20 protein-coding genes are annotated in these 25098 nt (G+C 71.3%); 4 read left to right on the forward strand and 16 right to left on the reverse strand.

Features of this window, described 5'->3' with window-relative positions; genetic code table 11:
* Window positions 1–46: 46 nt before the first annotated feature.
* The 4 genes from P3H78_RS05375 to P3H78_RS05390 form a co-directional block, all read right to left on the reverse strand.
* A complete protein-coding gene (locus P3H78_RS05375) occupies window positions 47–2215 on the reverse strand; it encodes a hypothetical protein (protein ID WP_276107601.1) in 2169 nt (722 codons plus the stop codon).
* 158 nt (window positions 2216–2373) lie between these two features.
* The gene (locus tag P3H78_RS05380) at window positions 2374–2790 is read right to left on the reverse strand and encodes a DUF6113 family protein (protein WP_276107602.1); all 417 of its coding nucleotides are present in this window, start codon (window positions 2788–2790) and stop codon (window positions 2374–2376) included.
* A complete protein-coding gene (gene mshB / locus P3H78_RS05385; RefSeq protein ID WP_276107603.1) occupies window positions 2787–3668 on the reverse strand; it encodes an N-acetyl-1-D-myo-inositol-2-amino-2-deoxy-alpha-D-glucopyranoside deacetylase in 882 nt (293 codons plus the stop codon). The genes P3H78_RS05380 and mshB overlap by 4 nt, the downstream gene beginning before the upstream one ends.
* Window positions 3669–3710: 42 nt before the next feature.
* A complete protein-coding gene (locus P3H78_RS05390; protein ID WP_276107604.1) occupies window positions 3711–3905 on the reverse strand; it encodes a hypothetical protein in 195 nt (64 codons plus the stop codon).
* Between the two features lie 176 nt (window positions 3906–4081).
* Between P3H78_RS05390 and P3H78_RS05395 the strand changes: the two genes are divergently transcribed.
* Window positions 4082–6199 carry a S9 family peptidase gene (locus P3H78_RS05395; RefSeq protein ID WP_276107605.1) on the forward strand — a complete coding sequence of 706 codons (2118 nt, stop codon included), beginning with the start codon at window positions 4082–4084 and terminating at the stop codon, window positions 6197–6199.
* A gap of 130 nt (window positions 6200–6329) precedes the next feature.
* Window positions 6330–6701: a hypothetical protein gene (locus P3H78_RS05400; RefSeq protein ID WP_276107606.1), complete on the forward strand. Its 372-nt coding sequence runs from the start codon at window positions 6330–6332 to the stop codon at window positions 6699–6701.
* Window positions 6702–6878: 177 nt separating this feature from the next.
* Here the strand turns inward: P3H78_RS05400 and P3H78_RS05405 are convergent, their stop codons facing one another.
* The 12 genes from P3H78_RS05405 to P3H78_RS05460 form a co-directional block, all read right to left on the reverse strand.
* The gene (locus P3H78_RS05405; protein WP_276107607.1) at window positions 6879–7940 is read right to left on the reverse strand and encodes an ABC transporter ATP-binding protein; all 1062 of its coding nucleotides are present in this window, start codon (window positions 7938–7940) and stop codon (window positions 6879–6881) included.
* Complete coding sequence (locus P3H78_RS05410; RefSeq protein WP_276107608.1) at window positions 7933–8925, reverse strand: ABC transporter ATP-binding protein; 993 nt, start codon at window positions 8923–8925, stop codon at window positions 7933–7935. Before P3H78_RS05410 ends, P3H78_RS05405 begins: the two co-directional genes overlap by 8 nt.
* Window positions 8926–8931: 6 nt before the next feature.
* Entirely contained in the window at window positions 8932–9912 is a 981-nt protein-coding gene (locus P3H78_RS05415; RefSeq protein WP_276107609.1) for an ABC transporter permease, read from the reverse strand.
* On the reverse strand, window positions 9905–10828 hold the full coding sequence (locus tag P3H78_RS05420; RefSeq protein ID WP_276107610.1) for an ABC transporter permease: 924 nt from the start codon (window positions 10826–10828) through the stop codon (window positions 9905–9907). Before P3H78_RS05420 ends, P3H78_RS05415 begins: the two co-directional genes overlap by 8 nt.
* Before the next feature lie 6 nt (window positions 10829–10834).
* Complete coding sequence (locus P3H78_RS05425) at window positions 10835–12454, reverse strand: peptide ABC transporter substrate-binding protein (RefSeq protein ID WP_276107611.1); 1620 nt, start codon at window positions 12452–12454, stop codon at window positions 10835–10837.
* A gap of 270 nt (window positions 12455–12724) precedes the next feature.
* On the reverse strand, window positions 12725–13873 hold the full coding sequence (locus P3H78_RS05430; protein WP_276107612.1) for an ABC transporter ATP-binding protein: 1149 nt from the start codon (window positions 13871–13873) through the stop codon (window positions 12725–12727).
* Window positions 13866–14927, reverse strand: coding sequence for an ABC transporter ATP-binding protein (locus tag P3H78_RS05435; protein ID WP_276107613.1), 1062 nt, complete (start codon window positions 14925–14927; stop codon window positions 13866–13868). The genes P3H78_RS05430 and P3H78_RS05435 overlap by 8 nt, the downstream gene beginning before the upstream one ends.
* An 11-nt stretch (window positions 14928–14938) precedes the next feature.
* Window positions 14939–15877, reverse strand: coding sequence for an ABC transporter permease (locus P3H78_RS05440; RefSeq protein ID WP_276107614.1), 939 nt, complete (start codon window positions 15875–15877; stop codon window positions 14939–14941).
* Entirely contained in the window at window positions 15870–16796 is a 927-nt protein-coding gene (locus P3H78_RS05445; RefSeq protein WP_276107615.1) for an ABC transporter permease, read from the reverse strand. Before P3H78_RS05445 ends, P3H78_RS05440 begins: the two co-directional genes overlap by 8 nt.
* 149 nt (window positions 16797–16945) lie before the next feature.
* The gene (locus tag P3H78_RS05450) at window positions 16946–18568 is read right to left on the reverse strand and encodes a peptide ABC transporter substrate-binding protein (protein WP_276107616.1); all 1623 of its coding nucleotides are present in this window, start codon (window positions 18566–18568) and stop codon (window positions 16946–16948) included.
* Window positions 18569–19151: 583 nt separating this feature from the next.
* Window positions 19152–21068 carry a translational GTPase TypA gene (gene typA / locus P3H78_RS05455; RefSeq protein WP_276107617.1) on the reverse strand — a complete coding sequence of 639 codons (1917 nt, stop codon included), beginning with the start codon at window positions 21066–21068 and terminating at the stop codon, window positions 19152–19154.
* Between the two features lie 259 nt (window positions 21069–21327).
* On the reverse strand, window positions 21328–23577 hold the full coding sequence (locus tag P3H78_RS05460) for an ABC transporter family substrate-binding protein (protein WP_276107618.1): 2250 nt from the start codon (window positions 23575–23577) through the stop codon (window positions 21328–21330).
* A gap of 333 nt (window positions 23578–23910) precedes the next feature.
* On the opposite strand from P3H78_RS05460, the gene P3H78_RS05465 reads away from it, so the two are divergent.
* Both P3H78_RS05465 and sdhC read left to right on the forward strand, forming a co-directional pair.
* Window positions 23911–24198 (forward strand): Rv0250c family protein, encoded by a 288-nt coding sequence (locus P3H78_RS05465; protein WP_276107619.1) that lies wholly within the window; start codon window positions 23911–23913, stop codon window positions 24196–24198.
* 19 nt (window positions 24199–24217) lie between these two features.
* The gene (gene sdhC, locus P3H78_RS05470) at window positions 24218–25054 is read left to right on the forward strand and encodes a succinate dehydrogenase subunit SdhC (RefSeq protein ID WP_276107620.1); all 837 of its coding nucleotides are present in this window, start codon (window positions 24218–24220) and stop codon (window positions 25052–25054) included.
* Window positions 25055–25098 lie beyond the last annotated feature (44 nt).

Consider the following 25098-nt stretch of genomic DNA (forward strand, 5'->3'; position numbering starts at 1 on the left):
ACCGGGGTGCCCTCGCAGGCGGTGGGGGCCGGCGCCCCGGCAGGCCCTAGTTCGGGTTGGCGCCGATGACGCCGACCCGGTTGGTCGAGCTCAGCAGGGCCGGGCGCAGGGCGCCGATGACGTCCTGGGGGGTGACGGCGGTCTTCGCGCCGGTGCCCCGGGTGATCAGCACGCCGTCGAAGGTGCTGCCGTACAGCTGCTTCAGCGCGTTCGTGTCGTAGTACTCGACGAGCTTGCCGTCGACCGCCTTGACGCCGAGGAACTTCCACAGCGACTTCTGCGGGCTGAAGGCGACCGTGTGCAGGCCGTCGGCGGACTTCACCATGACCTTCCCGGACATCGCGGGCTGCGCGAAGACCTTCATCATCCGGTCGACCTCGGCGTTCGGGACCGTCGGCTGCCGGGTCGTGGTGGGCAGCGACACGGCACCGGGGGCGCCCGTCTCCACCTCGGTCCGGTACGCCTGCTCGACCGCGCGGACGGAGGCGGCGGCGTCGATGCCCTTGCCCGCCTTGCCGTAGACCGGGACGGCCCGGCCGGGCTCGAACTTGACGGTGCCCTCGACGGAGGACCCGGCGCCGCCGGACACGCTCTGCAGGGCGGCCTGGAGCTTCTCCTCGTCGACCGGCATGACCGGCTCGACCGCGCGCTGGTTGCCGAACAGCGACCCGATCACGGAGACGGGGTTGTAGTCGCTCTGCGCGGCCGCGCTGGCCGTGGCCTGGGTGTCGAACTGGAGACCGGCCCGGTCCGGCCGCAGGGTGACGGTCCGGCCCTCGACGGACAGCTTCAGCGGGTCGTTCACCCGCTTGCCGAAGGCGTCGTCGAGCTTCTTCACGGCGTCGTCGCGGGTGCCGCCGCCGATGTCCACGCCGAGCACGGTGGTGCCCTTGGGCACGTCGGAGTGGTTCATCAGCAGCCCGGCGCCGTAGGCGAGGCCGGCGAGGACGACCACGGCGCCGCCGATCAGGGGCAGCTTGCCGCGGCCCTTCTTCCTGGGCGCCGAGGCGCTCGGCCCGGACCGCTTCGGGGGCTTCTGCCCGGCGGCGCCCTCGGTGCCGGGGGCGAACGGCGTGCCGGCGCCACCCGGCACCACGGGGATCCCGCTGGTCACGGTGTGCCCGGAGACGTTGTCCGGGCGGGGGCCGTAGCCCGGGGTGCCCTCGGGGGCGGGCTTCTGCGGGGTGAGGATCGCGGTGTCGTCGCTCATCCCGGCGCCCGGGTGCCCGGGAGTGCCGCCGGTGCCGGCCGTGCGGCCGCCGCCGGGGGGCGGGGCCATCGGGCCGGTGCCGGTGACCGGACCGCCGGTCGGTCCGGACGGGCCCTGCCCGCCGAAGCCGGCGGGGCCGTCCTGGCTGCCGAAGGGGGACGCGCCACCGGGGCGGGACGGGCCGTTCGGGCGGGCCCGGCCGGCCGTGCCGTCGCCGCGTTCGTTCTCCGCGAAGTACGGCAGGTCGTCGCGGCGCGCTTCGCCGCCGGACCGGGAGCCGCCGCCCAGCGGGCCGGAGGACAGCGCCTCGGTCATGTCGAAGGAGCCCGTGCCGCCGCCGTGGCCCGGGGCGACGGGGCCGCCGGTGGCACCGGGCAGACCGGCGCCGGTGGTGGACCCGGGGCGGGCGCCGTTCGCACCGCCGGGCCGGGCACCGCCCGGCGCGTTCATCGAACCGACCACACCGCCCGGGCGGCCGCCCGGAGCGCTCGGTCCGGGGATGCCGGAGCCGGAGCCGGCCGGCGAGGATCCGGACGCGGGAGCGCCCGAAGCGCCGGGCAGACCGGCGCCGTTGGTGGAGCCGCCGCCCGGAGCGGCCTTGGCGGGCCCGGACTTGCGGGGCGCGAACCAGTCGCTGGTCGGCTTGTCCTCGGCCGGGGCGTCCGGTTCGGCGGGCGGCTCGTCCACCGGGGCGGCGGCCGGGACGGTGAGACCGGACGGGGTGGCGGCGCCGGTTTCGCGCGCGCCGCCCGTCCCGTCCTCCGGCTCCGCGACGGTCTTGCGCACGACGACCGGCGGGATGGGCCGCGACCCGGGGATGTTGATCCGGATCCGGGTGGTCAGCGTGGTCTCGGTCTTGCGTTCCTCCGGCTGCGCGGCCGAACGGCCCGCGTCCGCGCCGCCGTCGGAGACGGCGGGCGTGCCGTACGGCGGGGTCCCCGAGGGGTACGCGGCGCCACCGCGCCCGTTGGGCCCGGAGGACGGAGTGTCAGTTTCACGGCTCAAGGCAGGTTCTCCCGGTTGGCTCCACCGCCCCGCGCGACCTCAGCTGCGGGCGGCTCGGCGGCGCGCACCACCATACTGGCCACTTCTGGCCCGTATCCCGCGACCACCGGGGAAACCCACACCGGACCCGCACGGGCACCGTGGTGAGAAGTGGTACGTCACTTGCCAAGTCGGGCGCCGCCGCCGTCCGTCGGGCGCCCCCGGCCCAGAGTGGCGCAGATCACAGCAAGTGCCATGCCGCCCAGCAGGAACAGGTACGAGCCGCCGCCCGCGGCGAAGAGGAAGTCGCCCTCGGGGCGGCTGGCGGTGAGCAGGACGACGGCGACCATCCAGCCGACGGCGGACGCCGCGGCTCCGGCGCGGCCGCCGGCGGCCCGGGCTCCGCCGAGGAAGAGACCGGCGGCACCGGCGAGGGCGAGCAGCAGCCCGCCGGGGAACCAGGCGGCCTGCACCAGCGCGCCGGCCAGTCCGACCGCCGCGCCGAGCACGAAGAGCCCCAGGTAGGCGGCGGCGCGGCCGGGTGACGGCGGCCGCAGCGGCTGGGCCACCAGGGGTCCGCGGTCCGCTCCGCTCACGACGCCTCCCCGAGGCCGGCGAACAGGTCGCTCCCGTGCCCGTCCGCGCCCTCCCCGCGCACCAGCTCGTAGTACTCGGTGGTGAACAGCGGCTGCGCCAGCCGGTTGGAGAGCGCGAAGTACGGGGCGGCGACCTCGATCTGGGTGGCGTGTGCACGCATCGCGGCGGCCTTGGCGGCGGCGTACGCGGTGCCGTCGACGGCGGTGGTGATGCGCTCGGCCGGCACCACGCCGGGCACGTCGCCGACGGAGGCCGCCTTGTCGAAGGGCAGGCCGGGCAGCTCGCCCTCCAGCAGGGCGAAGGCGGCCTCGGCGACGTCGCGCGGCACGCGGTTCCAGTAGACCCGGGCGATCCGCCAGGGAGCGCCCAGGCCGGGCCCGAACGCCGGGTCGGCGGCCAGGTCGGCGGCGCGCATCGCGATGCGGTGGGCCTGGATGTGGTCGGGGTGGCCGTAGCCGCCGTGGTCGTCGTAGGTGACGAGGACCTGGGGGCGCACCTCGCGGACGACCTCGACCAGGTGGGCGGCCGCCGCGTCGACGTCGGCCTGCCAGAGGCAGCCCGGGTCGTCGTTGTCGGCGAGGCCCGTCATCCCGGAGTCCTGGTAGCGGCCGGCGCCGCCGAGCAGGCGGACGTCGTCGACGCCCAGCTCGCGGGCGGCGTCGGCGAGCTCCCGGTGGCGGTGGGCGCCGAGCGCCGCGCCGGCCAGGTGCCCGAGCTCGGGCGGGATGACCTCGCCGCGCTCGCCGAGGGTGCACGTGACCAGGGTCACCCGGGCCCCCTCGGCCGCGTAGCGGGCCATGGTCGCGCCGTTGTTGATCGACTCGTCGTCCGGGTGCGCGTGCACCAGGAGCAGACGCCGGGCGGGCAGTTCCGTCATGGTCCCCACCCTACGAGGCGGCGGCGCCCCGGACGCGCAGGGTCAGAACTTGAGGCTGCCGATCATCCCCGCGATGTTGGTGGTCAGCTCGTGGATCGTGGGCGCGACCGTGGAGGACGCGAGATAGAACCCGAGGAGCATGCACACGATGGCGTGGCCGGCCTTCAATCCCGACTTCTTGATCAGCAGGAAGACGATGATCGCCAGCAGCACCACCGCCGAAATCGAGAGTGCCACGGCGGCTCACCTCCAAAGATCCCAGGACACGGGGGGTCGGACGATGGGGGCAGATAAATCCATTCAGCGCGCAGCAGGTTCATACCCACTATGCGCTAACGATCATAACTATCCGTACGTGCGCATCGGTCGGCGCACGGCCGCACAAGGGGGCGCATGGCCAATATGGTCGGGGCATGACGACCGAGCCTGTCTCCTTCCCCCGGCGCCACGCGCGGACCCAGCGGTTCACGCTCGGTGCCCCGCGTGCGTTCACCGTGTCCCCGGACGCGTCCCGGGTCGCGTTCCTGCGCTCGAACTCCGGCACGGACCGGGCCAATTCCCTGTGGGTCCTGGATCCGGCGGGCGGTGGGGAGCGCGTGGCCGCCGACCCGCGCGCCCTCCTCGGCGGCGCCGCGGAGGACCTGCCCGCCGAGGAGCGGGCGCGTCGCGAGCGCAGCCGTGAGGGGGGCGCCGGCATCGTCGGGTACGCCACCGACGCGGCCGTGGAACTGGCCGCGTTCGCCCTGTCCGGGCGGCTGTTCACGGCCGAGCTGCGGGCCGGCACGGCGCGTGAACTGCCCGTCCCCGGGCCGGTGATCGACCCGCGTCCGGCGCCGGACGGGAGGCACGTGGCCTACGTCTGCGGCGGCGCCCTGCGGGTGGTGGGCGCCGAGGGCGACGGCGACCGCGCGCTCGCCGAGCCGGAGTCGGACGAAGTCTCCTACGGGCTGGCCGAGTTCATCGCGGCCGAGGAGATGGGCCGGTCGCGGGGCTTCTGGTGGGCCCCGGAGTCGGACCGGCTGCTGGTGGCGCGGGTGGACGGCGCGCCGGTGCAGCGGTGGTGGATCTCCGATCCGGCGCATCCCGGGCGCGAGCCGCAGCGGGTCGCCTATCCGGCGGCGGGCACCCCCAACGCGGACGTGCGGCTGTTCGTGGTCGGCCTGGACGGGACCCGCACGGAGGTGGCCTGGGACCGGGAGCGGTACCCGTATCTGGCGCATGTGCACTGGTCGGAGGCGGGTGCTCCGCTGCTGCTCGTACAGGCGCGGGACCAGCTCAGCCAGCTCTACCTGGCGGTGGACCCGGCGTCGGGCGCGACGCGGATGGTGCACGCGGACGAAGATCCAACATGGCTTGATCTTTTCCCTGGGGTGCCCTGCTGGACCCCGTCCGGGCGGCTCGTGCGCATCGCCGACGAGGGGGGCGCGCGCGTGCTGGCGGTCGGCGAACGCCCTTTGACCGGAGCGCAGTTGCACGTCCGCGCGGTGCTGGACGTGTCGGACGACGACGTGCTGGTCGCCGCCTCGGCGGGCGAGGAGGCGGCCGTGCCGGAAATCGGCGAGGTGCACGTCTACCGGGTCAGCGAGCTCGGCCTGGAGCGCGTATCGCAGGAGCCCGGCGTGCACTCGGCGGTGCGCGCCGGAAGCGTGACCGTACTGGTGTCCGCAGACCTCGACCGGCCGGGTGCCCGGGTGCGGGTGCTGCAGGGCGGCAAGGAGGTCGCCACCATCGCCTCCCATGCGGAAGATCCCGTTTTGTCCCCGCGCGTGACGCTCACACAGGGGGGCGCACGTCGAATCCCGTGCGCCGTGCTTATGCCTACGGACTACCCCGGTGACACTCCCCTGCCGGTCCTCATGGACCCCTACGGCGGCCCGCACGGCCCCCGGGTGGTCGCCGCGCACAACGCCCACCTGACCTCCCAGTGGTTCGCCGACCAGGGCTTCGCGGTGGTCGTCGCCGACGGCCGCGGCACCCCGGGCCGCTCCCCCGCCTGGGAGAAGGCGGTCCACCACGACTTCACGGTCAGCCTCGACGACCAGATCGAGGCCCTGCAGGACCTCGCCACGCGCCACCCGCTGGACCTGTCCCGGGTGGCGATCCGCGGCTGGTCCTACGGCGGCTACCTGGCGGGCCTGGCCGTCCTGCGCCGCCCCGACGTCTTCCACGCGGGCATCGCCGGCGCACCGGTCACCGACTGGCGGCTGTACGACACCCACTACACGGAGCGCTACCTCGGCGACCCGGCCCGCTCCCCGGAGGCGTACGCGCACAGCTCCCTGGTCACCGACGACGGCCTGTCCGCCCCGGCCGAGCCGCACCGGCCGCTGATGGTCGTGCACGGCCTGGCCGACGACAACGTGGTGGTCGCGCACGCCCTGCGGCTGTCCTCCGCCCTGCTCGCCGCGGGCCGCCCGCACGAGGTCCTCCCCCTCTCCGGGGTCACCCACATGACGCCCCAGGAGCAGGTCGCGGAGAACCTGCTGCTGCTCCAGGTGGACTTCCTGAAGCGGTCGCTGGGGCTGGTCTAGGTCGTGTCCGCCCGTCCCTGCCGGGGTCCGGCAGGGACGGGTCCGCTCCCGTTGCCCGTCGCCGCCGTTGCCGGCGCGCGGGTTCGGCGAGCCGGGTCCCCTGCGGGAGGAACTGAGCCCCGGGGACCGGGTGACCGGCACCCTCTGGCGGGGCGGCGTCGTCCGCATCGCGCGCGGCGGCGTCCGGCAGGCCACCTCCGAGGAGCCGCGCGACGAAGCGCAGATGACCGCCGCGGTCGGCACGGCGTCCGGGCTCCTCGCGGCCCTCACCGCCGTCTTCGGTGCCGTGCGCCTGGTGCGGCCGCGCCGCAGCGAGCCCATCCCCTGGGCGCTGCTCGGCAGGCCGTCGGGCCTCACCGCCGTCGCGGTCTGCTTCGGCACGGGGTTCCTCGCGCTGTGGCCGGGCCTGCCGTGGTGGGTGGTGCCCGTCGTGGCCGCCCCCGGCGCGGGGTCGGTGGCCGTGCTGCTGTACCGGCACCGGCGGTCGGCGCCCGGGGTGTGACGGGCAGCGCCCGCGGACCCCCTCCGGGACGGCGACGGGCCGGGGCCGCGTGGTGCGCCCCGGCCCGTCCACGGCACCCGCACGGCCGTACGTCCACCAGCGTGGCGTGTCCACATATCGGGACCGCGTCGGTCAAGTTGCCTGCGTGTTAATGAGGTTGGCCCGGGCCGCTGCCGCTCACGCGGTCACCAGGCCGTGCGGGCCCGGCGGTTCGTCCGGCGGCAGCACCCGCCGCTCCTCGGCGAAGTGGCAGGCCGAGTCGTGCGCCACGGGCCCGGCGGCGTCCCGGAACCGCTCGGGCACCGCGAGCAGCGGCACCTCCCGCGTGCACCGCTCCTGCGCCTTCCAGCAGCGGGTGCGGAAGCGGCAGCCGGAGGGGATGTCGGCCGGGGAGGGCACGTCGCCGGTCAGGATGATCCGCTCCCGGTGCTCCCGGGCCGCCGGGTCGGGCACGGGCACGGCGGACAGCAGGGCCTGGGTGTAGGGGTGCGTGGGATGGTCGTAGATCCCCGCGTCGCTCCCGGTCTCCACGATCCGGCCCAGGTACATCACGGCCACCCGGTCCGAGATGTGCCGGACGATGGACAGGTCGTGCGCGATGAAGACGTAGGAGAGGCCGAACTCGTCCTGCAGCCGTTCCATCAGGTTGACGACCTGCGCCTGCACCGACACGTCCAGCGCGGACACCGGCTCGTCGGCGACGATGACCTCGGGGCGCAGCGCCAGGCCGCGGGCGATGCCGATGCGCTGGCGCTGGCCGCCCGAGAACTGGTGCGGGTACCGGTTGACGTGCTCGGGGTTGAGGCCGACGACCTCCAGGAGCTCCTGCACCCGGCGCCGCCGGTCGCTCTTCGGCGCGGCCTCGGGATGGATCTCGAAGGGCTCCTGGACGATGTCGCCCACCGTCATCCGGGGGTTGAGCGAGGTGTAGGGGTCCTGGAACACCATCTGGATGTTGCGGCGGACCGCCTTCAGGGCCTTGCCGGACAGCTGGGTGATGTCCTGGCCCTTGAAGCGGATCGCTCCGGCGGTCGGCCGCTCCAGGTGGCACAGCATCCGCGCGACGGTGGACTTGCCGCACCCGGACTCGCCGACGATGCCGAGGGTCTCCCCCGCGGCCAGCACGAAGTCCACGCCGTCCACCGCACGGACCGATCCGACCTGCTTCTTGAACAGCACGCCCCGGGTGAGCGGATAGTGCTTGACGAGCCCGCTGACCTCGAGAATCGGCTCAGCCATGGAGGCACTCCCTCCAGAAGTGGCAGGCGCTCGCCCGCTCCCCCTCCTCGGCTCCCGGCCCCTGGACGGCCTGCAGCGGCGGCACGTCGGTGCGGCACACGTCCCGGGCCAACGGGCAGCGCGGGTGGAACGCGCAGCCGGGCGGCACCCGGGTGAGGCTGGGCGGCATGCCCTGGATGGCGTACAGCTCGCGGCCCTTGAGGTCCAGGCGCGGGATGGAGTCCAGCAGGCCGCGGGTGTAGGGGTGCGCGGGCGCCTTGTACAGGTCGTGCACGGGCGCCGTCTCCACGATCCGGCCCGCGTACATCACCGCGATCCGGTCGGCGACGTCGGCGACCACGCCCAGGTCGTGGGTGATGAGGACCAGGCCCATGCGGTACTCGCGCTGCAGCTCGGCCAGCAGGTCCATCACCTGGGCCTGCACGGTCACGTCGAGGGCGGTGGTCGGCTCGTCGGCGATGACGAGCGCCGGCTCCAGGGCCAGCGCCATGGCGATCATGATGCGCTGGCGCATGCCCCCGGAGAACTGGTGCGGGTAGTCGCCCACCCGCTGGGCGGCGGCGGGGATGCGCACCCGGTCCATCAGCTCCACCGCCCGCAGCCGTGCGTCCCGGCGGGACATGCCGCGGTGCACGGTGAACATCTCGCCGAGCTGGTCGCCCACGGTCAGCACCGGGTTGAGGGCGGACAGCGAGTCCTGGAAGATCATCGCCATCTCCGCGCCCCGGACCCGGCGCCGCTCCTCCTCCTTGAGGCGGAGCAGGTCGCGGCCCTGGAACAGGACCCGGCCGCCGGTGATCCGGCCGGGCGGCGTGTCCAGGATGCCCATGACGGCCTGCGCGGTCACCGACTTGCCCGAGCCGGACTCCCCGAGCACGGCGAGCGTCTCTCCCGCGTCCACCCGGTAGGAGACGCCGTTGACGGCATGGGCGACGCCGTCCCGGGTGCCGAACTCCACGTGCAGGTCGTGCACTTCGAGCAGCACGGCGGCTCACCTCAGCTTCGGGTCGAGGGCGTCGCGCACCGCGTCGCCGAGCATGATGAACGCGAGCACGGTGATCGCCAGCGCGCCGGAGGGCCACAGCAGCGCGTGCGGGGCGTTGCGGACGTAGGGCGAGGCGGCGGAGATGTCGATGCCCCAGGACACGCTGGGCGGCTTCAGGCCGACGCCCAGGTAGGACAGGGTCGCCTCCAGCGCGATGTACGTGCCGAGCGCGATGGTCGCCACCACGATCACCGGGGCCACCGCGTTGGGCGCGATGTGCCGCAGCAGGATGCGGGCGGGCGAGGCGCCGAGGGACCGGGCGGCCTGGACGTAGTCGTTCTGCCGGGCGGTGATGACCGAGCCGCGCGCGATCCGGGCGATCTGCGGCCAGCCCAGCAGCACCATGAAGCCGATGACGGGCCAGACCGTGTTGCTGGTGACCACCGACAGCAGCACCAGACCGCCGAGGACGACCGGGATCGCGAAGAAGATGTCGGTCATCCGGGACAGGAAGCCGTCCCAGGCGCCGCCGAAGAAGCCGGCGAGGCCGCCGAGGACCGACCCCAGCAGCGCGACGCCGAGCGTGGCGCAGACGCCCACCGTGACGGAGGCGCGGGCGCCGTAGACGGTGCGGGTGTACACGTCGCAGCCCTGGCCGTCGAAGCCGAAGGGGTGTCCGGGCTGCGAGCCGTCCTGGGCCTTGGCGAGGTCGCACTGGAGCGGGTTCCCGGAGGTGATCAGGGACGGCCAGACGGAGATGACCACCAGGAAGAGGATCACCACGGAGGAGGCGAGGAAGACGGGGCTGCGGCGCAGGTCGCGCCAGGCGTCGGACCACAGGCTGCGCGGCTTGTCCTGCCCTCCCCGGCCTCCGTACCCTCCCGGGCCGCGCTCCAGGGCCGTGGCCTCGCTCGCCGCGAGGTCCATGGCGCCGCCCGCCCCGGTCCCCGCGATGGCACCCTCGGGCTGCTGCGGCTGCTCAGGCATAGCGGATCCTCGGGTCGAGGACGGCGTACAGCAGGTCCACCAGGAGGTTGGCGACCAGGAAGACCAGCACGAGGACGGTGACGAAGCCGACCACGGTCTGGGTGTTCTGGCGCAGGATGCCCTGGTAGAGCTGGTAGCCGACACCGTGGATGTTGAAGATGCGCTCGGTCACGATGGCGCCGCCCATGAGCGCCCCGATGTCGGCGCCGATGAAGGTGACCACCGGGATGAGGGAGTTGCGCAGCAGGTGCCGGCCCACCACCCGGCGCCGGGGCAGCCCCTTCGCGATCGCGGTGCGCACGTAGTCGGACCGGCGGTTCTCCGCGAGGGTGGTGCGGGTCAGGCGGGTGACGTAGGCGAGGGAGACGGAGGCGAGGACCAGGCCCGGCACGATCAGCTCCCCGAAGTCCGCCGCCGGGGAGACCGACGGTTTGATCCACCCCCATTCGACGCCGAGCAGCAGTTGCAGCAGCAGGCCGGTGACGAAGGTGGGGACGGAGATGACGACGAGGGTGAGGATCAGGACCGTGGTGTCGACGGGCCGGCCGCGCCGCAGCCCGGTGAGGACGCCCAGGGTGATGCCGATGACGATCTCGAAGAGGATCGCCACGACGGTGAGACGGATGGTGACGGGGAACGCGGTCGCCATCAGCTCGGTGACCGGCTGGCCGTTGAAGGCGGTGCCGAAGTCGCCGGTGAAGACGTTCCCCATGTAGGTCAGGTACTGCTGCCAGACCGGCTGGTCGAGCCCGAAGTCCCGGCGCAGCTGCGCCGCCGTCGCGGGGTCGCACTGCCGCTCCCCGCACAGTCCCGCGATCGGGTCGCCCATCACGTTGACCATCAGGAAGATCAGCAGCGTCGCCCCGACGAACACCGGGATCATCTGGAGCAGGCGCCGGAGCACATAGCGTCCCACGGCGGCTCAGCCGACCTTGATCTCGTCGTAGACGGGGACGCTGAAGGGGTTCAGCGTCACGTGCGAGAGCCGCGCGGAGTAGCCCGCGCTGCCGTTCTGATACCACAACGGAATGGCGGCCATGTTGTCCCTCACCACGCCCTCGGCCTGCTGGAAGAGCCGGACGGCCGCGGGCTGGTCGGTCTCGGCGTTGGCCCGGTCGACGAGCCGGTCGAACTGCGGGTTCGACCACGTGCCGTCGTTGGACGAGGCGTTCGTGTAGTAGAGCGGTTGCAGGAAGTTCTGGATGAGCGGGTAGTCCATCTGCCAGCCGGCCCGGAAGGGCCCCTGCATCCGGTGCTGGGAGATCTGGTTGCGGAAGTCGGCGAAGGTGCCGATCGGGTTGCCGACGCACGCGGTGTCGTTGCCCAGGGCGTTGTTGATGGAGTTGCACACGGCGTCCACCCACTGCTTGTGCGAGCCGGTGTCCGCGTTGTACGTGATCTTCACCTGGCCGCCGGGGATGCCACCGCCCTCCTGGACCAGCTTCCTGGCCGTGGCCGGGTCGTAGGTGCAGGCGGCGCCGCACAGGCCCGCCTGGAAGCCGCCGGCGGTGCCGAGGACCGGGGACGTCCAGTCGGTGGCCGGGGTGCGGGTGCGGCGGAAGATGGTCTCGGTGATCTGCGCGCGGTTGATGGCCATGGACAGGCCGGTGCGGACCTTGCGGGCGCCGGCGGTGTTCCACTTCGCGTCGTAGTACGGGAAGGCCAGCGTCTGGATGATGCCGGCCGGTGTGTTGATGTAGCGGCCGTCGAGGTCGGTCCTGACGTTCTTGAGCTGGGTGGCGGGCACGTCGTCGACGAGGTCGAGGTTCCCGGCCAGCACGTCGGTGTAGGCGGTGTTGCTGTCCGTGTAGACCAGCAGCGTCACCCCGTCGTTGCGCGCCTTGTCGGGGCCGGGGTAGGCGTTCCACCTGCGCAGGTCCATCGCGGAGCCCTTGGTGTACGACTGGATGGCGTAGGGGCCGTTGCCGACCGGCTTGCTCAGCCAGGCCGCGTGGTGGGTGAAGAACGCGGTGGGCAGCGGCGCGAAGGCCGGGTAGCCGAGGGTGTCGGGGAAGGTGGAGAACTTCTGGCTGAGCCGGACGGTGAAGGTGCGCGGGCCGGTGGCCTTGAGGCCGGAGAGGGTGTCGGCGCTCTGGGTGCCGGTGTCCGGGTGGACCTTGTCGTACCCGTCGATGTAGCCGAAGAAGTAAGCGTTCTTCTGGTTGTTGCGCAGGCTCGCGCCGTAGTTCCAGGCGTCCACGAAGGACTTGGCGGTGATCTTCTCGCCGTTGCTGAACCTCCAGCCGTCCTTGACGGTGACGGTGAAGTTCTGCGAGTCCGCGGTGTCGATCCGCTCGGCGAGCATGTTCTCGGCCTTGCCGGTCCTCGGGTCGTACCGCTTGAGCCCGCGGAAGATCATGTCGAGGACCTTGCCGCCCTGGACCTCGTTGGTGTTGGCCGGCTCCAGCGGGTTCTGCGGGTCGCCCCAGGAGGCGGTGAGCACCCCGGCCCCGCCCGGGGCGCCGGCCCCGCTGCCGCACGCCGTGGCCGTGAGCACCGCCGCCGCGCACACGGCCCACCGGGCCCGTCCGGCTCGACGCATGGGGTGCCTCCTCGGAGTGCGCGGTGCCGCCGGCGCCGCGCCACGGATGCGTGGCACTCACATCAGCACATGAACGACATCCCGCCTCGGCGCCCCACCGGCCCGGCGGCCGCACCAGCCGAACGGAGGCACCCGGGTGGCGGCGCCGCCCCTCCCCCGCACGGTCCGGCGGACGGACGCACCCCGCGCGCCCGGCGGACGGCCCCAAGAACGCCGGTTCCCGGCACCTGGAGCAGGTGCCGGGAACCGGGCGGGGTACCGCTGTACGGGTCAGGCCGCGTTGACGACGTCCTTCTCCTCGGCGAAGTGGCACGCCGACTCGTGCGCCGCCGGGGTGTCCGAGTCCTTGAAACGCTCGGGGATCGCCAGCAGCGGCAGTTCCTCGGCGCACTTGTCCTGGGCCTTCCAGCACCGGGTGCGGAAGCGGCAGCCCGAGGGCGGGTTGGCCGGGGAGGGCACGTCACCGGTGAGGATGATCCGCTCGCGGTGCTCGCGGGCCTCCGGGTCCGGCACCGGGACCGCCGACAGCAGCGCCTGGGTGTAGGGGTGCGTCGGGTGCTCGTAGATCTGCTCGTCGGAGCCGATCTCGGCCATCTTGCCGAGGTACATCACGCCCACGCGGTCCGAGATGTGCCGGACGATGGACAGGTCGTGCGCGATGAAGAGGTACGACAGGTTGAACTCGTTCTGCAGCCCCTCCATCAGGTTGATGACCTGGGCCTGCACGGACACGTCCAGCGCGGACACCGGCTCGTCGCAGATGATGACCTCGGGGTTGAGCGCGAGGCCGCGGGCGATGCCGATGCGCTGGCGCTGACCGCCGGAGAACTGGTGCGGGTACCGGTTGATGTACTCCGGGTTCAGGCCGACGACGTCCAGCAGTTCCTTCACCCGGCGCCGGCGGTCGCCCTTCGGCGCCACCTCGGGGTGGATGTCGAAGGGCTCGCCGATGATGTCGCCCACCGTCATACGGGGGTTGAGCGACGTGTACGGGTCCTGGAAGATCATCTGGATGTTGCGGCGGACCGCCTTCAGGGCCTTGCCGGACAGCTTGGAGATGTCCTGGCCCTTGTAGAAGATCTCGCCGGCCGTGGCCCGCTCCAGGTTCATCAGGAGCTTGGCCACCGTCGACTTGCCGCAGCCGGACTCGCCCACGATGCCCAGGGTCTCGCCCTGGTACAGGTCGAAGGAGATGCCGTCGACGGCCTTCACCGCACCGACCTGACGCTTGAAGAGGACGCCCTGCGTCAGCGGGAAGTGCTTGGTGAGGTCGCGCACCTGGAGGATGGGCTCGCCCCGGTCGACCTTGGCGTCGAGGGCCGCGACCGCCTCCGCCTCGGAGTGCACGTCGGCGACCTCCACCTGGGAGACGTTCGGCGTCGCGTCGGTCGGCTCGGCGGCCCCGGTCGGGTCAGCCATGGATCGTCTCCTTCCAGAAGTGGCACGCGCTGGCGCGGCCGGGCAGTTCGGCTCCGTCCCGCTCGGTCACCGGGACCAGCGGCGGAAGCTCGGTACGGCAGATGTCCTGCGCCTTCTCGCAGCGCGGGTTGAAGGCGCAACCGCTCGGCACCTTCAGCAGGTTGGGCGGCAGGCCCTTGATCGCGTAGAGGTCCTGGCCCTTCTGGTCCAGACGCGGGATCGAGTCGAGCAGACCGCGCGTGTAGGGGTGGGCCGGGCGCTTGTACAGCTCGTGCACCGGCGCCGTCTCCACGATGCGGCCCGCGTACATCACCGCGATCTTGTCGGCGACGTCCGCCACCACACCGAGGTCGTGGGTGATGAGGATCAGGCCCATGCGGTACTCGCGCTGGAGTTCCGCGAGCAGGTCCATGACCTGCGCCTGGACGGTCACGTCGAGGGCCGTGGTCGGCTCGTCGGCGATGATCAGGTCCGGCTCCAGGGCCAGCGCCATGGCGATCATGATGCGCTGGCGCATACCGCCGGAGAACTGGTGCGGGTAGTCGTTCACCCGGGCCGCCGCCGCGGGGATCTTCACCCGGTCCATCAGCTCGATGGCCTTGGCCTTGGCCTCCTTGCGGGACAGGCCCTGGTGGACGCGGAACATCTCGCCCAGCTGGAAGCCCACGCTGAGCACGGGGTTCAGGGCGGACAGCGCGTCCTGGAAGATCATCGCGATCCGCGCGCCGCGCAGCTTGCGCCGCTCATCGGCGGACATGGTGAGCATGTCCTGTCCGTAGAAGCGGATCTCCCCCTGGGGGATGCGGGCCGGCGGCATGTCGAGGATTCCCATGATCGCCTGCGCGGTCACGGACTTGCCGGAGCCGGACTCGCCGAGCACGGCGAGGGTCTCGCCGGAGTTCACCGAGTAGTTCACGCCGTTGACAGCCCGGACCACACCCTCACGGGTCTGGAACTCGACGTGCAGGTCGCGCACTTCGAGCAGCGGGCCGGTCTTCTGGTCGTCGCCGGACCTCGGAGCCGGGACGGCGTCCGTCGGGTCGATGATGGTCACGTACGCCTCCCTCAGCGCATCTTGGGGTCGAAGGCGTCGCGGACCACGTCGCCGAGCATGATGAACGCCAGCACGGTGATGCTCAGGGCGCCTGCCGGGAAGAGCAGCGCGTGCGGCGAGGTCAGGAACCGGTCCTGGGCGTCACTGATCATCAGGCCCCAGGAGATGTTCGGGTACTGGATGCCGATGCCCAGGTAGGACAGGGCGGCCTCGGCGGCGATGTAGACGCCGAGGTTCATCGTGGTGATGACGATGACCGGGGCGAGCGTGTTCGGCAGGATGTGCCGGAACGCGATCCGCGAGGAGCCCGCACCCAGCGCCCGGGCGGCCATCACGTAGTCGTTGTACTTGTTGGAGATGACCTCGCCGCGCATGATCCGGAAGACCTGCGGCCAGCCGAGGATCGCCATGATGAAGGACACCGACCACACGTCGCCGGAGCGCCAGATCGACATGATCAGCAGACCGCCGACGATGAGCGGCAGCGCCGAGAAGACCTCGGTGATGCGGGACAGCAGCGCGTCGACCCAGCCGCCGACCAGACCCGCCAGCATGCCCAGCAGGCCGCCGATCAGGGTGGTGGCGATGGTGGTCACCACGCCGACGACGATCGAGTTGCGGGTGCCGTAGACGGTCCGCGTGTAGATGTCGCAGCCCTGCACGTCGAAGCCGAACAGGTGGCCGGAGGACGGCCCGTTCATGGAGTTCTGCAGCTGGCAGAAGCCGTCCGAGAACGGAGAGCGCGCGGTGAACAGTCCGGGCACGATCGCCAGTACCAGCAGGCACAGGATCACGAAGGCGGTGATGAGGAACATGGGCCGCTTGCGCAGGTCCGCCCAGCCGTCCTTGAGGAGGCTGGCCTGCCGCGCCGCCGCCTTCTCCTCCGCCTCGGCCTCCCGCTCCGCGGTCAGCGCGTCGGTCGGGGGCTTCTCGATCGTCTTCTCACTCATAGCGGATCCTCGGGTCGAGCACGGCGTACATCAGGTCCACGAGCAGGTTGGCCGCCAGGTAGATGAGCACCAGGAGGGTCACCAGGCCGACCACGACCGGACTTTCGCGCAGGTAGACGGACTGGGCCAGCTGGCCGCCGAGACCGGGCATGTTGAACACGCGCTCGGTGATGATGGCGCCGCCCATGAGGGCACCGAGGTCGAAGCCCAGGAAGGTGACGACCGGGATGAGCGAGTTGCGCAGGGCGTGCAGGCCGATGACCCGGCGCCGCGGAAGGCCCTTGGCGATCGCGGTGCGCACGTAGTCCGCGCGGATGGACTCGGTCATGCTCGACCGCACCAGTCGCGCGATGTACGCCATGGAGGTCGAGGCGAGCACGATGGCCGGGAGGATGTAGCTCTGCGGCCAGCCCTTGTCGATGCCGGAGATCGGGGTGATCTTGAGGTTCATGCCGAACTCGAGCTGGAGCACGCTGCCGAGCACGAACACCGGGATCGAGATCAGCAGGAGGGTGGCGACCAGCACGACGTTGTCGAGGAACTTGCCCCGCTTCAGGGCGGAGAGCATGCCCGCGAGGATGCCGATGACGGCCTCCATCGCGAAGGAGGTCAGGCCGAGCTTCAGCGTGACCGGGAACCGCTGCGAGACGATGTCGGAGATGGCACGCCCGTTGTACGTCTCCCCGAGGTCGCCGCGGAAGACGCCGCTGATGTAGTGCCAGTACTGCATGTACAGCGGTTCGTTGAGGTGGTAGTGCGCGCGGAGGATCGCCGCGATGTTGGGGTCGGCGCGCTTGTCGCCGGCCAGTGCCTGGATCGGGTCGCCGGGCAGCGCGAAGACCAGGCAGAAGATGATGAACGTGACGCCAATCATGACAGGGATCACCTGCAGGAGGCGGCGCACGACGTATCGGCCCATGGGTACTCCAGAGGGGGGTGCTCGACACGCCCGCAACCGGGGCGGCAGCACTGTCGGACGGAGGACGGCAGAAGGGGTGAGCAGGGGAAGGCTGCGAGCTCCTCCCCCTACTCACCCTGTCTGCTGTGCCGGGACTGCTCAGACCGGGGTCAGCTGACCTTGACCGTGTCCCACAGGATCTGGTGACCGGCGACCTTCATCGACTTCACCTTGTCACTGAACCCGGCGTTCAGCGTGTAGAAGTACACCGGGATGTACGGCAGGTCCTTGAGGAGGACGTCGTCGGCCTGCTGGTAGGTCTTGACGGCCGCCTCGTGCGTCGGGGCCTTGTCGCCCTGCGCGAGCAGCTTCTCGAAGTTCTCGTTCACGTAGCCCGAGTAGTTCGAGCCGTTGGTGATGGCGTCCTTCGAGAACACCGGGCGGAGGTAGTCCTCCATGTCCGGGTAGTCCATGCTCCAGGCCATACGGAACGAGCCCTGGTACTTCTTGGCGTCCAGGTCGTTCAGGATGGTCTGGAACTGCTCGAACGGCTTGGCCGTGACCTTGACACCCAGGTTCTGCTGGATCTGGTTCGCGACCGCCTCGACCCACTCCTTGTGGCCGCCGTCCGCGTTGTAGCCGATCTCCAGCTTGTTGCCGGGCAGGCCGCCGCTCTTCTTGTAGAGGTCCTTGGCCTTGGCGACGTTCAGGGTGCAGGCATCACCGCAGGCGCCCTTGCGGTAGCCGTCGATGATGGGGCTGATGTAGTCGTCGGCCGGCGTGCGGGCGCCGAGGAAGACCTTCTCCGCGATCGTCTTCCGGTCGATCGACATGGAGATGGCCTTGCGGAGGTCCGCGTTCTGGAAGGCCTTGTTGTACTTGATCGGGAAGCCGATGTAGCCGACGGCCGAGTCGGCCTCGTCGATCGTGTGGCCCGGCAGGTCCTTGTGGTACGTCGGCAGACCCGAGTTCGGGATCGTCAGCAGGACGTCCAGGTTGCCGGCGACGAGGTCCTTGTACGCCGTGTCGACGTTCGAGTAGATCTTGAAGTCGACGCCCTTGGCCTCGATCTTCGAAGCGTCCGGGTACTTGGCGTACTTGGTGGTGCTGATTTCCTCGTTGTGCTTGAACTTGCCCTTCATCTCGAACGGGCCGTTGCCGATGGGGGCCTCGCCGAAGCCCTTCGGGTCCTTGAAGAAGACCTTCGGCACCGGCACGAACGCCGTGAAGGACAGCTGCGACGGGAAGGCCGCGAACGGGTTGGTCAGCGTGACCTGGAGGGTGTTGTCGTCGACGGCCTTCAGACCCGAGAGCTTGTCGGTCTTCGGCTTCTTGCCCTCGCCCGGGTTCAGGTCGCTGTAGCCGGCGATGTGGCTGAACAGCGGGTTGGTCTGCTGGGCGTTCGTCTGGTTCGCGCCGTAGTTCCAGGCGTCGATGAACGACTGGGCCGTGACCTTCTCGCCGTTGTGGAAGGTGTAGCCCGGCTTCAGCTTGATCGTCCAGACCTTGTTGTCCTTGGTCTCGATCGACTGGGCCATGGCGTTGACGACCTTGTTGTTGGCGTCAAGCTTGGTCAGACCCGTGAAGAGGGCGTTGATGACCTGGCCGCCCTCGGTCTCGTACGTGTTGGTGGGAACCAGGCCGTTCTGCGGCTCGCCGATCTCCACCGAGACGATGCCGTTGCCGCCCTTGCCGCTGCCCGAGCCGCTGTCCCCGCCACCACCACAAGCCGTCGCGCCCAGCGCCACAACCGCAGCTATCGCAACCCACTTGGCGCTCTTGGCACCACGCATGGGGCTCCTCCTCATGAGTCCAATGGTTCACCACATGCGGGGGCACAGGACACATCACCGTCACCGGTGCCTGAAATGGTCAGGTGCCCCCACGCTCGTGAGTCGGCGCCGCCTGCAGCGCGTGACCCGTTCTTCCGAGCTCTACGCGCCTAACTATCTGCCATGGGCCGCGCACCGAACCACACCTTCAAGGTCTCGGTTCGATCACACCTGACGCCTACTTCTTCCAAAATCCGGACAAACGGTTTGGTGAAAGATCCCTGCGAAACGGACGTGTTACACAACTATCGGGCAGGGGTGTCCGCATAGCGGACAGCTGGTTCGGAAAACCAGTTGCGCGAGTGGGCCTGCATGGTCATACCGCGGGAACACGGGTGACACAGACCGGCGCGAGGGCTGGAAAAGCCGCAGATCCGGTCACTGTAGTGCCGGTTTGCGGCCCTGAAGACGGGCGAGACCGACCTGTCACCGGTTTCTAGGGAAAACCCTCTACGGAGAATGCGCCCGAAATGCGTACGGGCCCGACCGGCAGGATTCCTGCGGGTCGGGCCCGTGCGGGCGGCGGGGGCGCGGCCCCCGGACGTCAGCCGTGCTTGGCGCGGCTCGCGGTCCGGGCGCGGTCACGCTGGTCGAGGACGACCTTGCGGATGCGGACGGCCTCCGGGGTCACCTCGACGCACTCGTCGTCACGGCAGAACTCCAGGGACTGCTCCAGGGAGAGCTTGCGCGGCGGGACGATCGCCTCGAACGAGTCGGCCGACGACGACCGCATGTTGGTGAGCTTCTTCTCCTTGGTGATGTTGACGTCCATGTCGTCGGAGCGGGAGTTCTCACCGACGATCATGCCCTCGTACACCTCGGTGCCCGGATCCGTGAAGAGGACGCCGCGCTCCTGGAGGTTCGTCATCGCGAAGGCGGTGACGGCGCCGGAGCGGTCGGCGACCAGGGAGCCGTTGTTGCGGGTCTGGAGGTTGCCGAACCAGGGCTCGAAGCCCTCGTGGATGGAGTGGCCGATACCCGTGCCGCGGGTCTGGGTCAGGAACTCCGTCCGGAAGCCGATGAGACCGCGGGAGGGCACGACGAACTCCATGCGGACCCAGCCGGAGCCGTGGTTGGACATGTTGTCCATCCGGCCCTTGCGGACGCCCATGAGCTGCGTGACGGCGCCCATGTGCTCCTCGGGCACGTCGACGGTCATCCGCTCGACGGGCTCGTAGACCTTGCCGTCGACCTCCTTGGTGACCACCTGGGGCTTTCCGACGGTGAGCTCGTAGCCCTCCCGGCGCATGGTCTCGACGAGGATGGCCAGCGCCAGCTCACCGCGGCCCTGCACCTCCCACGCGTCGGGGCGCTCGGTCTCCAGGACGCGGAGCGAGACGTTGCCGATCAGCTCGCGGTCGAGGCGGTCCTTGACCTGGCGGGCGGTGACCTTGCGGTCCTTGACCGCGGCCTTCGCGTCGGCGCCCTTGCCGGTGCCGCCGCGGCCGACGAGCGGCGAGGTGTTGGTGCCGATGGTCATGGAGATCGCGGGCTCGTCGACCGTGATCAGGGGCAGCGCGACCGGGTTCTCCGGGTCGGCGAGGGTCTCGCCGATCATGATGTCCGGGATGCCCGCGACGGCGCAGATGTCACCGGGGCCGGCCTTCTCGGCCGGCTTGCGGGTGAGCGCCTCGGTCATCATCAGCTCGGAGATGCGGACGTTGGCGATGGTGCCGTCGCGCTTGATCCAGGCGACCGTCTGGCCCTTGCGCAGCTCGCCCTGCTCCACGCGGAGCAGCGCGATGCGGCCGAGGAAGTTGTCGGCGTCCAGGTTGGTGACGTGGGCCTGCAGCGGGGCCTCGGCGTCGTAGGTCGGGGCCGGGATGTGCTCCAGGATCGTGGAGAAGAACGGCTCCAGGCTGGTGGAGTCGCCCGGCACCGTGCCGTTGTCCGGCTTGGTCAGCGAGGCGATGCCGTCGCGGCCGCAGGCGTAGACGATCGGGAACTCGATCTGCTCCTCGTCGGCGTCCAGGTCGAGGAAGAGGTCGTACGTCTCGTTGACGACCTCGTCGATGCGGGAGTCCGGGCGGTCCGTCTTGTTGATGCACAGGATGACGGGCAGGCGCTGCTGGAGCGCCTTGCGCAGCACGAAGCGGGTCTGCGGAAGCGGGCCCTCGGAGGCGTCCACGAGCAGCACGACTCCGTCGACCATCGACAGACCGCGCTCGACCTCGCCGCCGAAGTCGGCGTGGCCGGGGGTGTCGATGATGTTGATCGTGATGGGGCCCTCGCCGTCCTTGGGGTGGTACTTCACCGCCGTGTTCTTGGCGAGGATCGTGATGCCCTTCTCACGCTCCAGGTCGTTCGAGTCCATGACCCGGTCGTCGACCTGCTCGAGCTGGTGGGCGGCGAAGGCGCCGGCCTGCTTCAGCATGCCGTCGACGATGGTGGTCTTGCCGTGGTCGACGTGGGCGACGATGGCGACGTTGCGGATGTCGTGACGCGTAGTGGACGCGGCCATATTGCGGCGTACTCCCGGAGTGTGAGGATGACCGGCGCGTCGTCGGTGATACGCGGGCCCTGCCGGGCGGAACGTGCCACGGCCTCACCCCATGGTACGGGGCCCGGCCGGAGGCGGCCCCCGCGGCCCGGTCGGGCCCCTCCGGAGAGGCCCGGTGTCCCGCGCGCACACGACGCCGCCCGGCGTCCGGGGCGCGTCGGTGACGTGCTCGCGCGGGACGCCGGGCGGGGGCGGCGGGGCCGGGCCGGTCCGGTCCGGATCAGGAGGACGGGCTGGCCGAGGGGCTGGGCGACGGCTTCGCGCCCTTGCGGAGGAAGCCCATGTCCTCGTACACCGGCGTCCGGAAGCCGAAGGCGCCGACGTTGGCGAGGTTCTTGCGGACCGCGACGAGCTGCGGCCGCTGGTAGAGGGGGATGGATCCGGCCTCCGCCCAGATCCGGGAGTCGGCCTTGCGGACCAGGCCGCGCATCTCGCCCTCGTCCAGGGTGGCGATCGCCTGGTCGAAGAGCTGGTCGACCTGGTCGGTGCCGACCCGGGTGTAGTTCTGCTGGACGTTCAGCGAGCCGTCGGCCGCCGGGACCGGCTTGGCGTAGATGGGCCGGGCGTCGGTCGCGGGGAAGGCGGACGCCGGCCACGAGTACAGCGCCAGGTCGTACTGGCCGGCGGCGATGTGGTCCTTGAAGTAGCCGGCGTCGGGGACCTTGGTGATGTCCGTGCTGATGCCGACCTTGCCCAGCATCGCGGAGATGCGGTCGGCGACCTTGCGCAGCGTCTCCGAGCCGGGGCCGGAGGGGAGCACGAAGCGGAGCGTGAGCGGCTTGCCGTCCTTGGCGAGCGGGCCGGCGGCCCCGGCCGGGGCGGCGGTGCCCTTGGGGGCGTAGGCGCCCGGGGCGCCGCCCTGCGTGAGGTGCTGCCGCGCGTACCGCCGGCCGTCCTGGGCGAGCTGCTGCGCCCCGCCCTGCCCGGCGTGACCGTCCGCGCCCTCCTGGCGGCCCGGCTTCGCCTCGCGGTCCGCGCCCTCCAGTCCGGTGGTACGCGCCGGCGGCTTGTTGTCGTCGACCTTGTTGTCCTCGACGTTGTCGTCGCGGCCGACGATGTACGTGCCGTCGTTGCCGCCCGGGGACGCGTCGTGGGCGGCGTGGCCGGTGGGGCCGGCCGCCTTGTCGCCCTTCTTCTCCGCCTTGACGGGGCCGGGCACCCAGCCGGCGTCCGCGAGCAGCGCCCGCGCCTGCTCGGTGTCCTGGCCGCCGAGCGCGCCGCTGCCGTCGGCATAGGCGTCCTGGCCGGACAGCGCCAGGTGGCTGCCGACGGGGGTCGTGGGCAGGCCGAGGGGCTTGAGGGCCAGCGCGGCGAGCTCGCCGCGGTCCAGGGCCCGGGCCACCGCGTGCCGCACCCGCTCGTCGGCGAGGGGGCCGTCGGCGCCGTTGAGGGCGAGCTGGGTGTAGGCGGGGTCCAGCGACTTGCGCAGCTGCACGTCGCGCAGCTGCTCCTGCTCGCGGAGGTAGGTGGTGAGCGAGGTGCGTTCGCGCCGGGCGGCCTTCTCGTCGGTGCCGTGCACCAGCGCCCAGGAGCGCGGCGCCTTGGCCGCGGTGCGGCCGCGGGCCGCGCCGCCGAAGGCGGATCCGCCCCGGGCGGCGGCGGACGTGATGCGGTCGGCCTCCGCCGGGTCGACGTCGGCGACGTCGACGGTGCCGGCGGCGAGGGCGGTGGCGCGCTGGTCGCGCGGCACGGTGTGCAGCACGATCTGGGACAGCTTCGCGCGGTGGCCCCACCAGCGCGGGTTGCGGGCGAGGACGACGTCCTTGGCCGCGGTGTCGATCTTCTGCACGGCGAAGGGGCCGGCGGTGACCGCGAGCTTCTTGCGGGCTCCGTCGTTGAAGGTGTCCGGGGTGCCGGTGACGTCCTTCGGGTACAGCGGCGAGAAGAGCGACCTCCAGTCGGCGTACGGGCGGCCGAACGTGACCCGGACCTCCAGGTCGTTCGCCCCCCGTTCGACCTTCTCGATGCGGTCGTAGCCGGCGTTGCGGGCGGTCCAGTAGGCGGCGTCCTTGCCGGACAGGGCGCGCCACTGGGCGGCGAAGTCGGCGGCGCCGATCTCGCGGCCGTCGCTCCAGACGGCCCGCTGGTTGAGGCGGTAGACCACGACCTGCTTGGGCTCGGTCTGCACGACACGGGCGGTCTCGAGGTAGTCGGCGTCGCGCTGCGGGCGGCCGTTCGCGTCCAGCCGGAACATGGACGGGAGCACCGCCTGCGCGATCCGGGTGGTGCCGGCGTCGGCGTCCGCCTGGAAGGTGTTCAGGGTCTCGGGCATCGCGTCGACGGCCCACCGCAGGGTCCCGCCGTCCGCGACCAGGTTACGGGCGGCCGGCGCGACGTCCGGCCCGGCCAGCGGTTTGCTGACCTCCTCGTCGGAGCTGCAGCCGGCGAGGAGGGGCACCGCGAGGGCGCCCGCGGTCAGGAAGGCGACCGAGCGCTTGACCGCGCGAGGTCCGACACCGTCGTGGGACATCTCTGCTACCTCCGGGGAGCCGCTCCCGCCGGTGGACAAGGGTGGGTTCTGATCACGTTTGGCAGTATTTTGGTGCTGATCAGATCTACGGATCCACTGAAGAGGAAAGGGTTCGCCTGCCGCGGGCGACACGGCGGCGGGGGCGCGCAAGGCCACCCGTGCGGCGCAATGCGCCCGAGGCGCTTACGGAGCGCATGCGGGCGCGCGCACGGGGTGTGCAATCCGCCAATCGCTGCACACGCCTTCCCACCGACCGGTGTGACGCGCAACACTCGCTGGCGCATGAACGTTGCCACGTGGGCCCCGGTGGCCCGTGGGAAGTGAGGTCACGTCATGTCCGTGCACGACGACCTGGCATCGGTCCAGCACAGCCTGGACGACCTGCTGCGCTCGGTGGGCCGGATCGAGCAGCAGCTCGGTGGCGGCCTGGAGGTGCGCCGGGTGCGCACCGACGCCGATCATCTGCGTGAGAGCGTCGCCCTGCTGCGCGAGGTGTCCGACAAGCCCGCCGGGACGCAGCAGCCCGCGCTCGTCACCATCTCCGACGACCCCTACGACATCTCCCTGTGGACGGACTCGGACGACGAGGGACTCGGCGCCCGCGACCGCCACGCCCCCTGACCCGACCGGAGTCCTGACCTTGGCCACTGGTACGGAACCCCCCGACACCGACCCCCGTCCCCCGGGCGGCGGCGTCCGCTCCCCCGGGCGCGCGGCGATCGCCGCCCGGCACCTGCGCACCGACCGCTGGTGGCTCGCCCCGGCCGTCACCGCGGCGGGCCTGCTCGCCTTCGTCGCGTACTCGACCTGGCGGGCCTTCGCGAACGCGGACTACTACGCGGCGCCCTACGTGTCGCCGTTCTACTCGCCCTGCCTGGCGGAGAACTGCCGGACCATGCAGGGCGGCCCGAACGCCGACCTCTTCGGCAGCTGGTGGGCGATCTCCCCGGCGATCATCATCCTGATCTTCCCGCTGGGCTTCCGGCTCACCTGCTACTACTACCGCAAGGCCTACTACCGCAGCTTCTGGGCCTCCCCGCCGGCCTGCGCGGTCGCCGAGCCGCACCGCACGTACACGGGAGAGTCGCGCCTCCCGCTGATCCTGCAGAACGTGCACCGCTACTTCTTCTACGCGGCGCTGCTGGTCGCGGGCGTGCTCACCTACGACACCGTGCTGTCCTTCCGCGACGAGCACCACGCGTGGGGCCACATGGGGCTCGGCACGGTGGTCTTCCTGGTCAACATCGTGCTGATCTGGTCGTACACCCTCTCCTGCCACTCCTGCCGGCACATCGTCGGCGGCCGGCTGCGGCACTTCTCCCGGCATCCGGTGCGCTACCGGATGTGGCAGTTCATCGGCCGGATGAACGCCCACCACATGCTGCTGGCCTGGGCGTCCCTGGTGAGTGTGGCGCTCGCCGACTTCTACGTGTACCTGCTCGCGTCCGGCGTCCTCGACGATCCCCGCTTCTTCTGACCCCGCTTCTTCTGACGAGTTCTGGTGAGTTCCCGGTGAGTGAG

The organism is Streptomyces tropicalis (genome assembly GCF_029269835.1).
In the GTDB taxonomy this organism is placed as follows: domain Bacteria; phylum Actinomycetota; class Actinomycetes; order Streptomycetales; family Streptomycetaceae; genus Streptomyces; species Streptomyces tropicalis.

Excerpts from the sequence above, each read along its gene's own strand:
- mshB (WP_276107603.1), bottom strand. The coding sequence starts at position 3,668 with ATGACGGAACTGCCCGCCCGGCGTCTGCTCCTGGTGCACGCGCACCCG.
- P3H78_RS05395 (WP_276107605.1), top strand. The coding sequence starts at position 4,082 with ATGACGACCGAGCCTGTCTCCTTCCCCCGGCGCCACGCGCGGACCCAG.
- P3H78_RS05405 (WP_276107607.1), bottom strand. The coding sequence starts at position 7,940 with ATGGCTGAGCCGATTCTCGAGGTCAGCGGGCTCGTCAAGCACTATCCG.
- P3H78_RS05415 (WP_276107609.1), bottom strand. The coding sequence starts at position 9,912 with ATGCCTGAGCAGCCGCAGCAGCCCGAGGGTGCCATCGCGGGGACCGGG.
- P3H78_RS05425 (WP_276107611.1), bottom strand. The coding sequence starts at position 12,454 with ATGCGTCGAGCCGGACGGGCCCGGTGGGCCGTGTGCGCGGCGGCGGTG.
- P3H78_RS05430 (WP_276107612.1), bottom strand. The coding sequence starts at position 13,873 with ATGGCTGACCCGACCGGGGCCGCCGAGCCGACCGACGCGACGCCGAAC.
- P3H78_RS05440 (WP_276107614.1), bottom strand. The coding sequence starts at position 15,877 with ATGAGTGAGAAGACGATCGAGAAGCCCCCGACCGACGCGCTGACCGCG.
- P3H78_RS05445 (WP_276107615.1), bottom strand. The coding sequence starts at position 16,796 with ATGGGCCGATACGTCGTGCGCCGCCTCCTGCAGGTGATCCCTGTCATG.
- P3H78_RS05450 (WP_276107616.1), bottom strand. The coding sequence starts at position 18,568 with ATGCGTGGTGCCAAGAGCGCCAAGTGGGTTGCGATAGCTGCGGTTGTG.
- typA (WP_276107617.1), bottom strand. The coding sequence starts at position 21,068 with ATGGCCGCGTCCACTACGCGTCACGACATCCGCAACGTCGCCATCGTC.
- P3H78_RS05460 (WP_276107618.1), bottom strand. The coding sequence starts at position 23,577 with ATGTCCCACGACGGTGTCGGACCTCGCGCGGTCAAGCGCTCGGTCGCC.
- P3H78_RS05465 (WP_276107619.1), top strand. The coding sequence starts at position 23,911 with ATGTCCGTGCACGACGACCTGGCATCGGTCCAGCACAGCCTGGACGAC.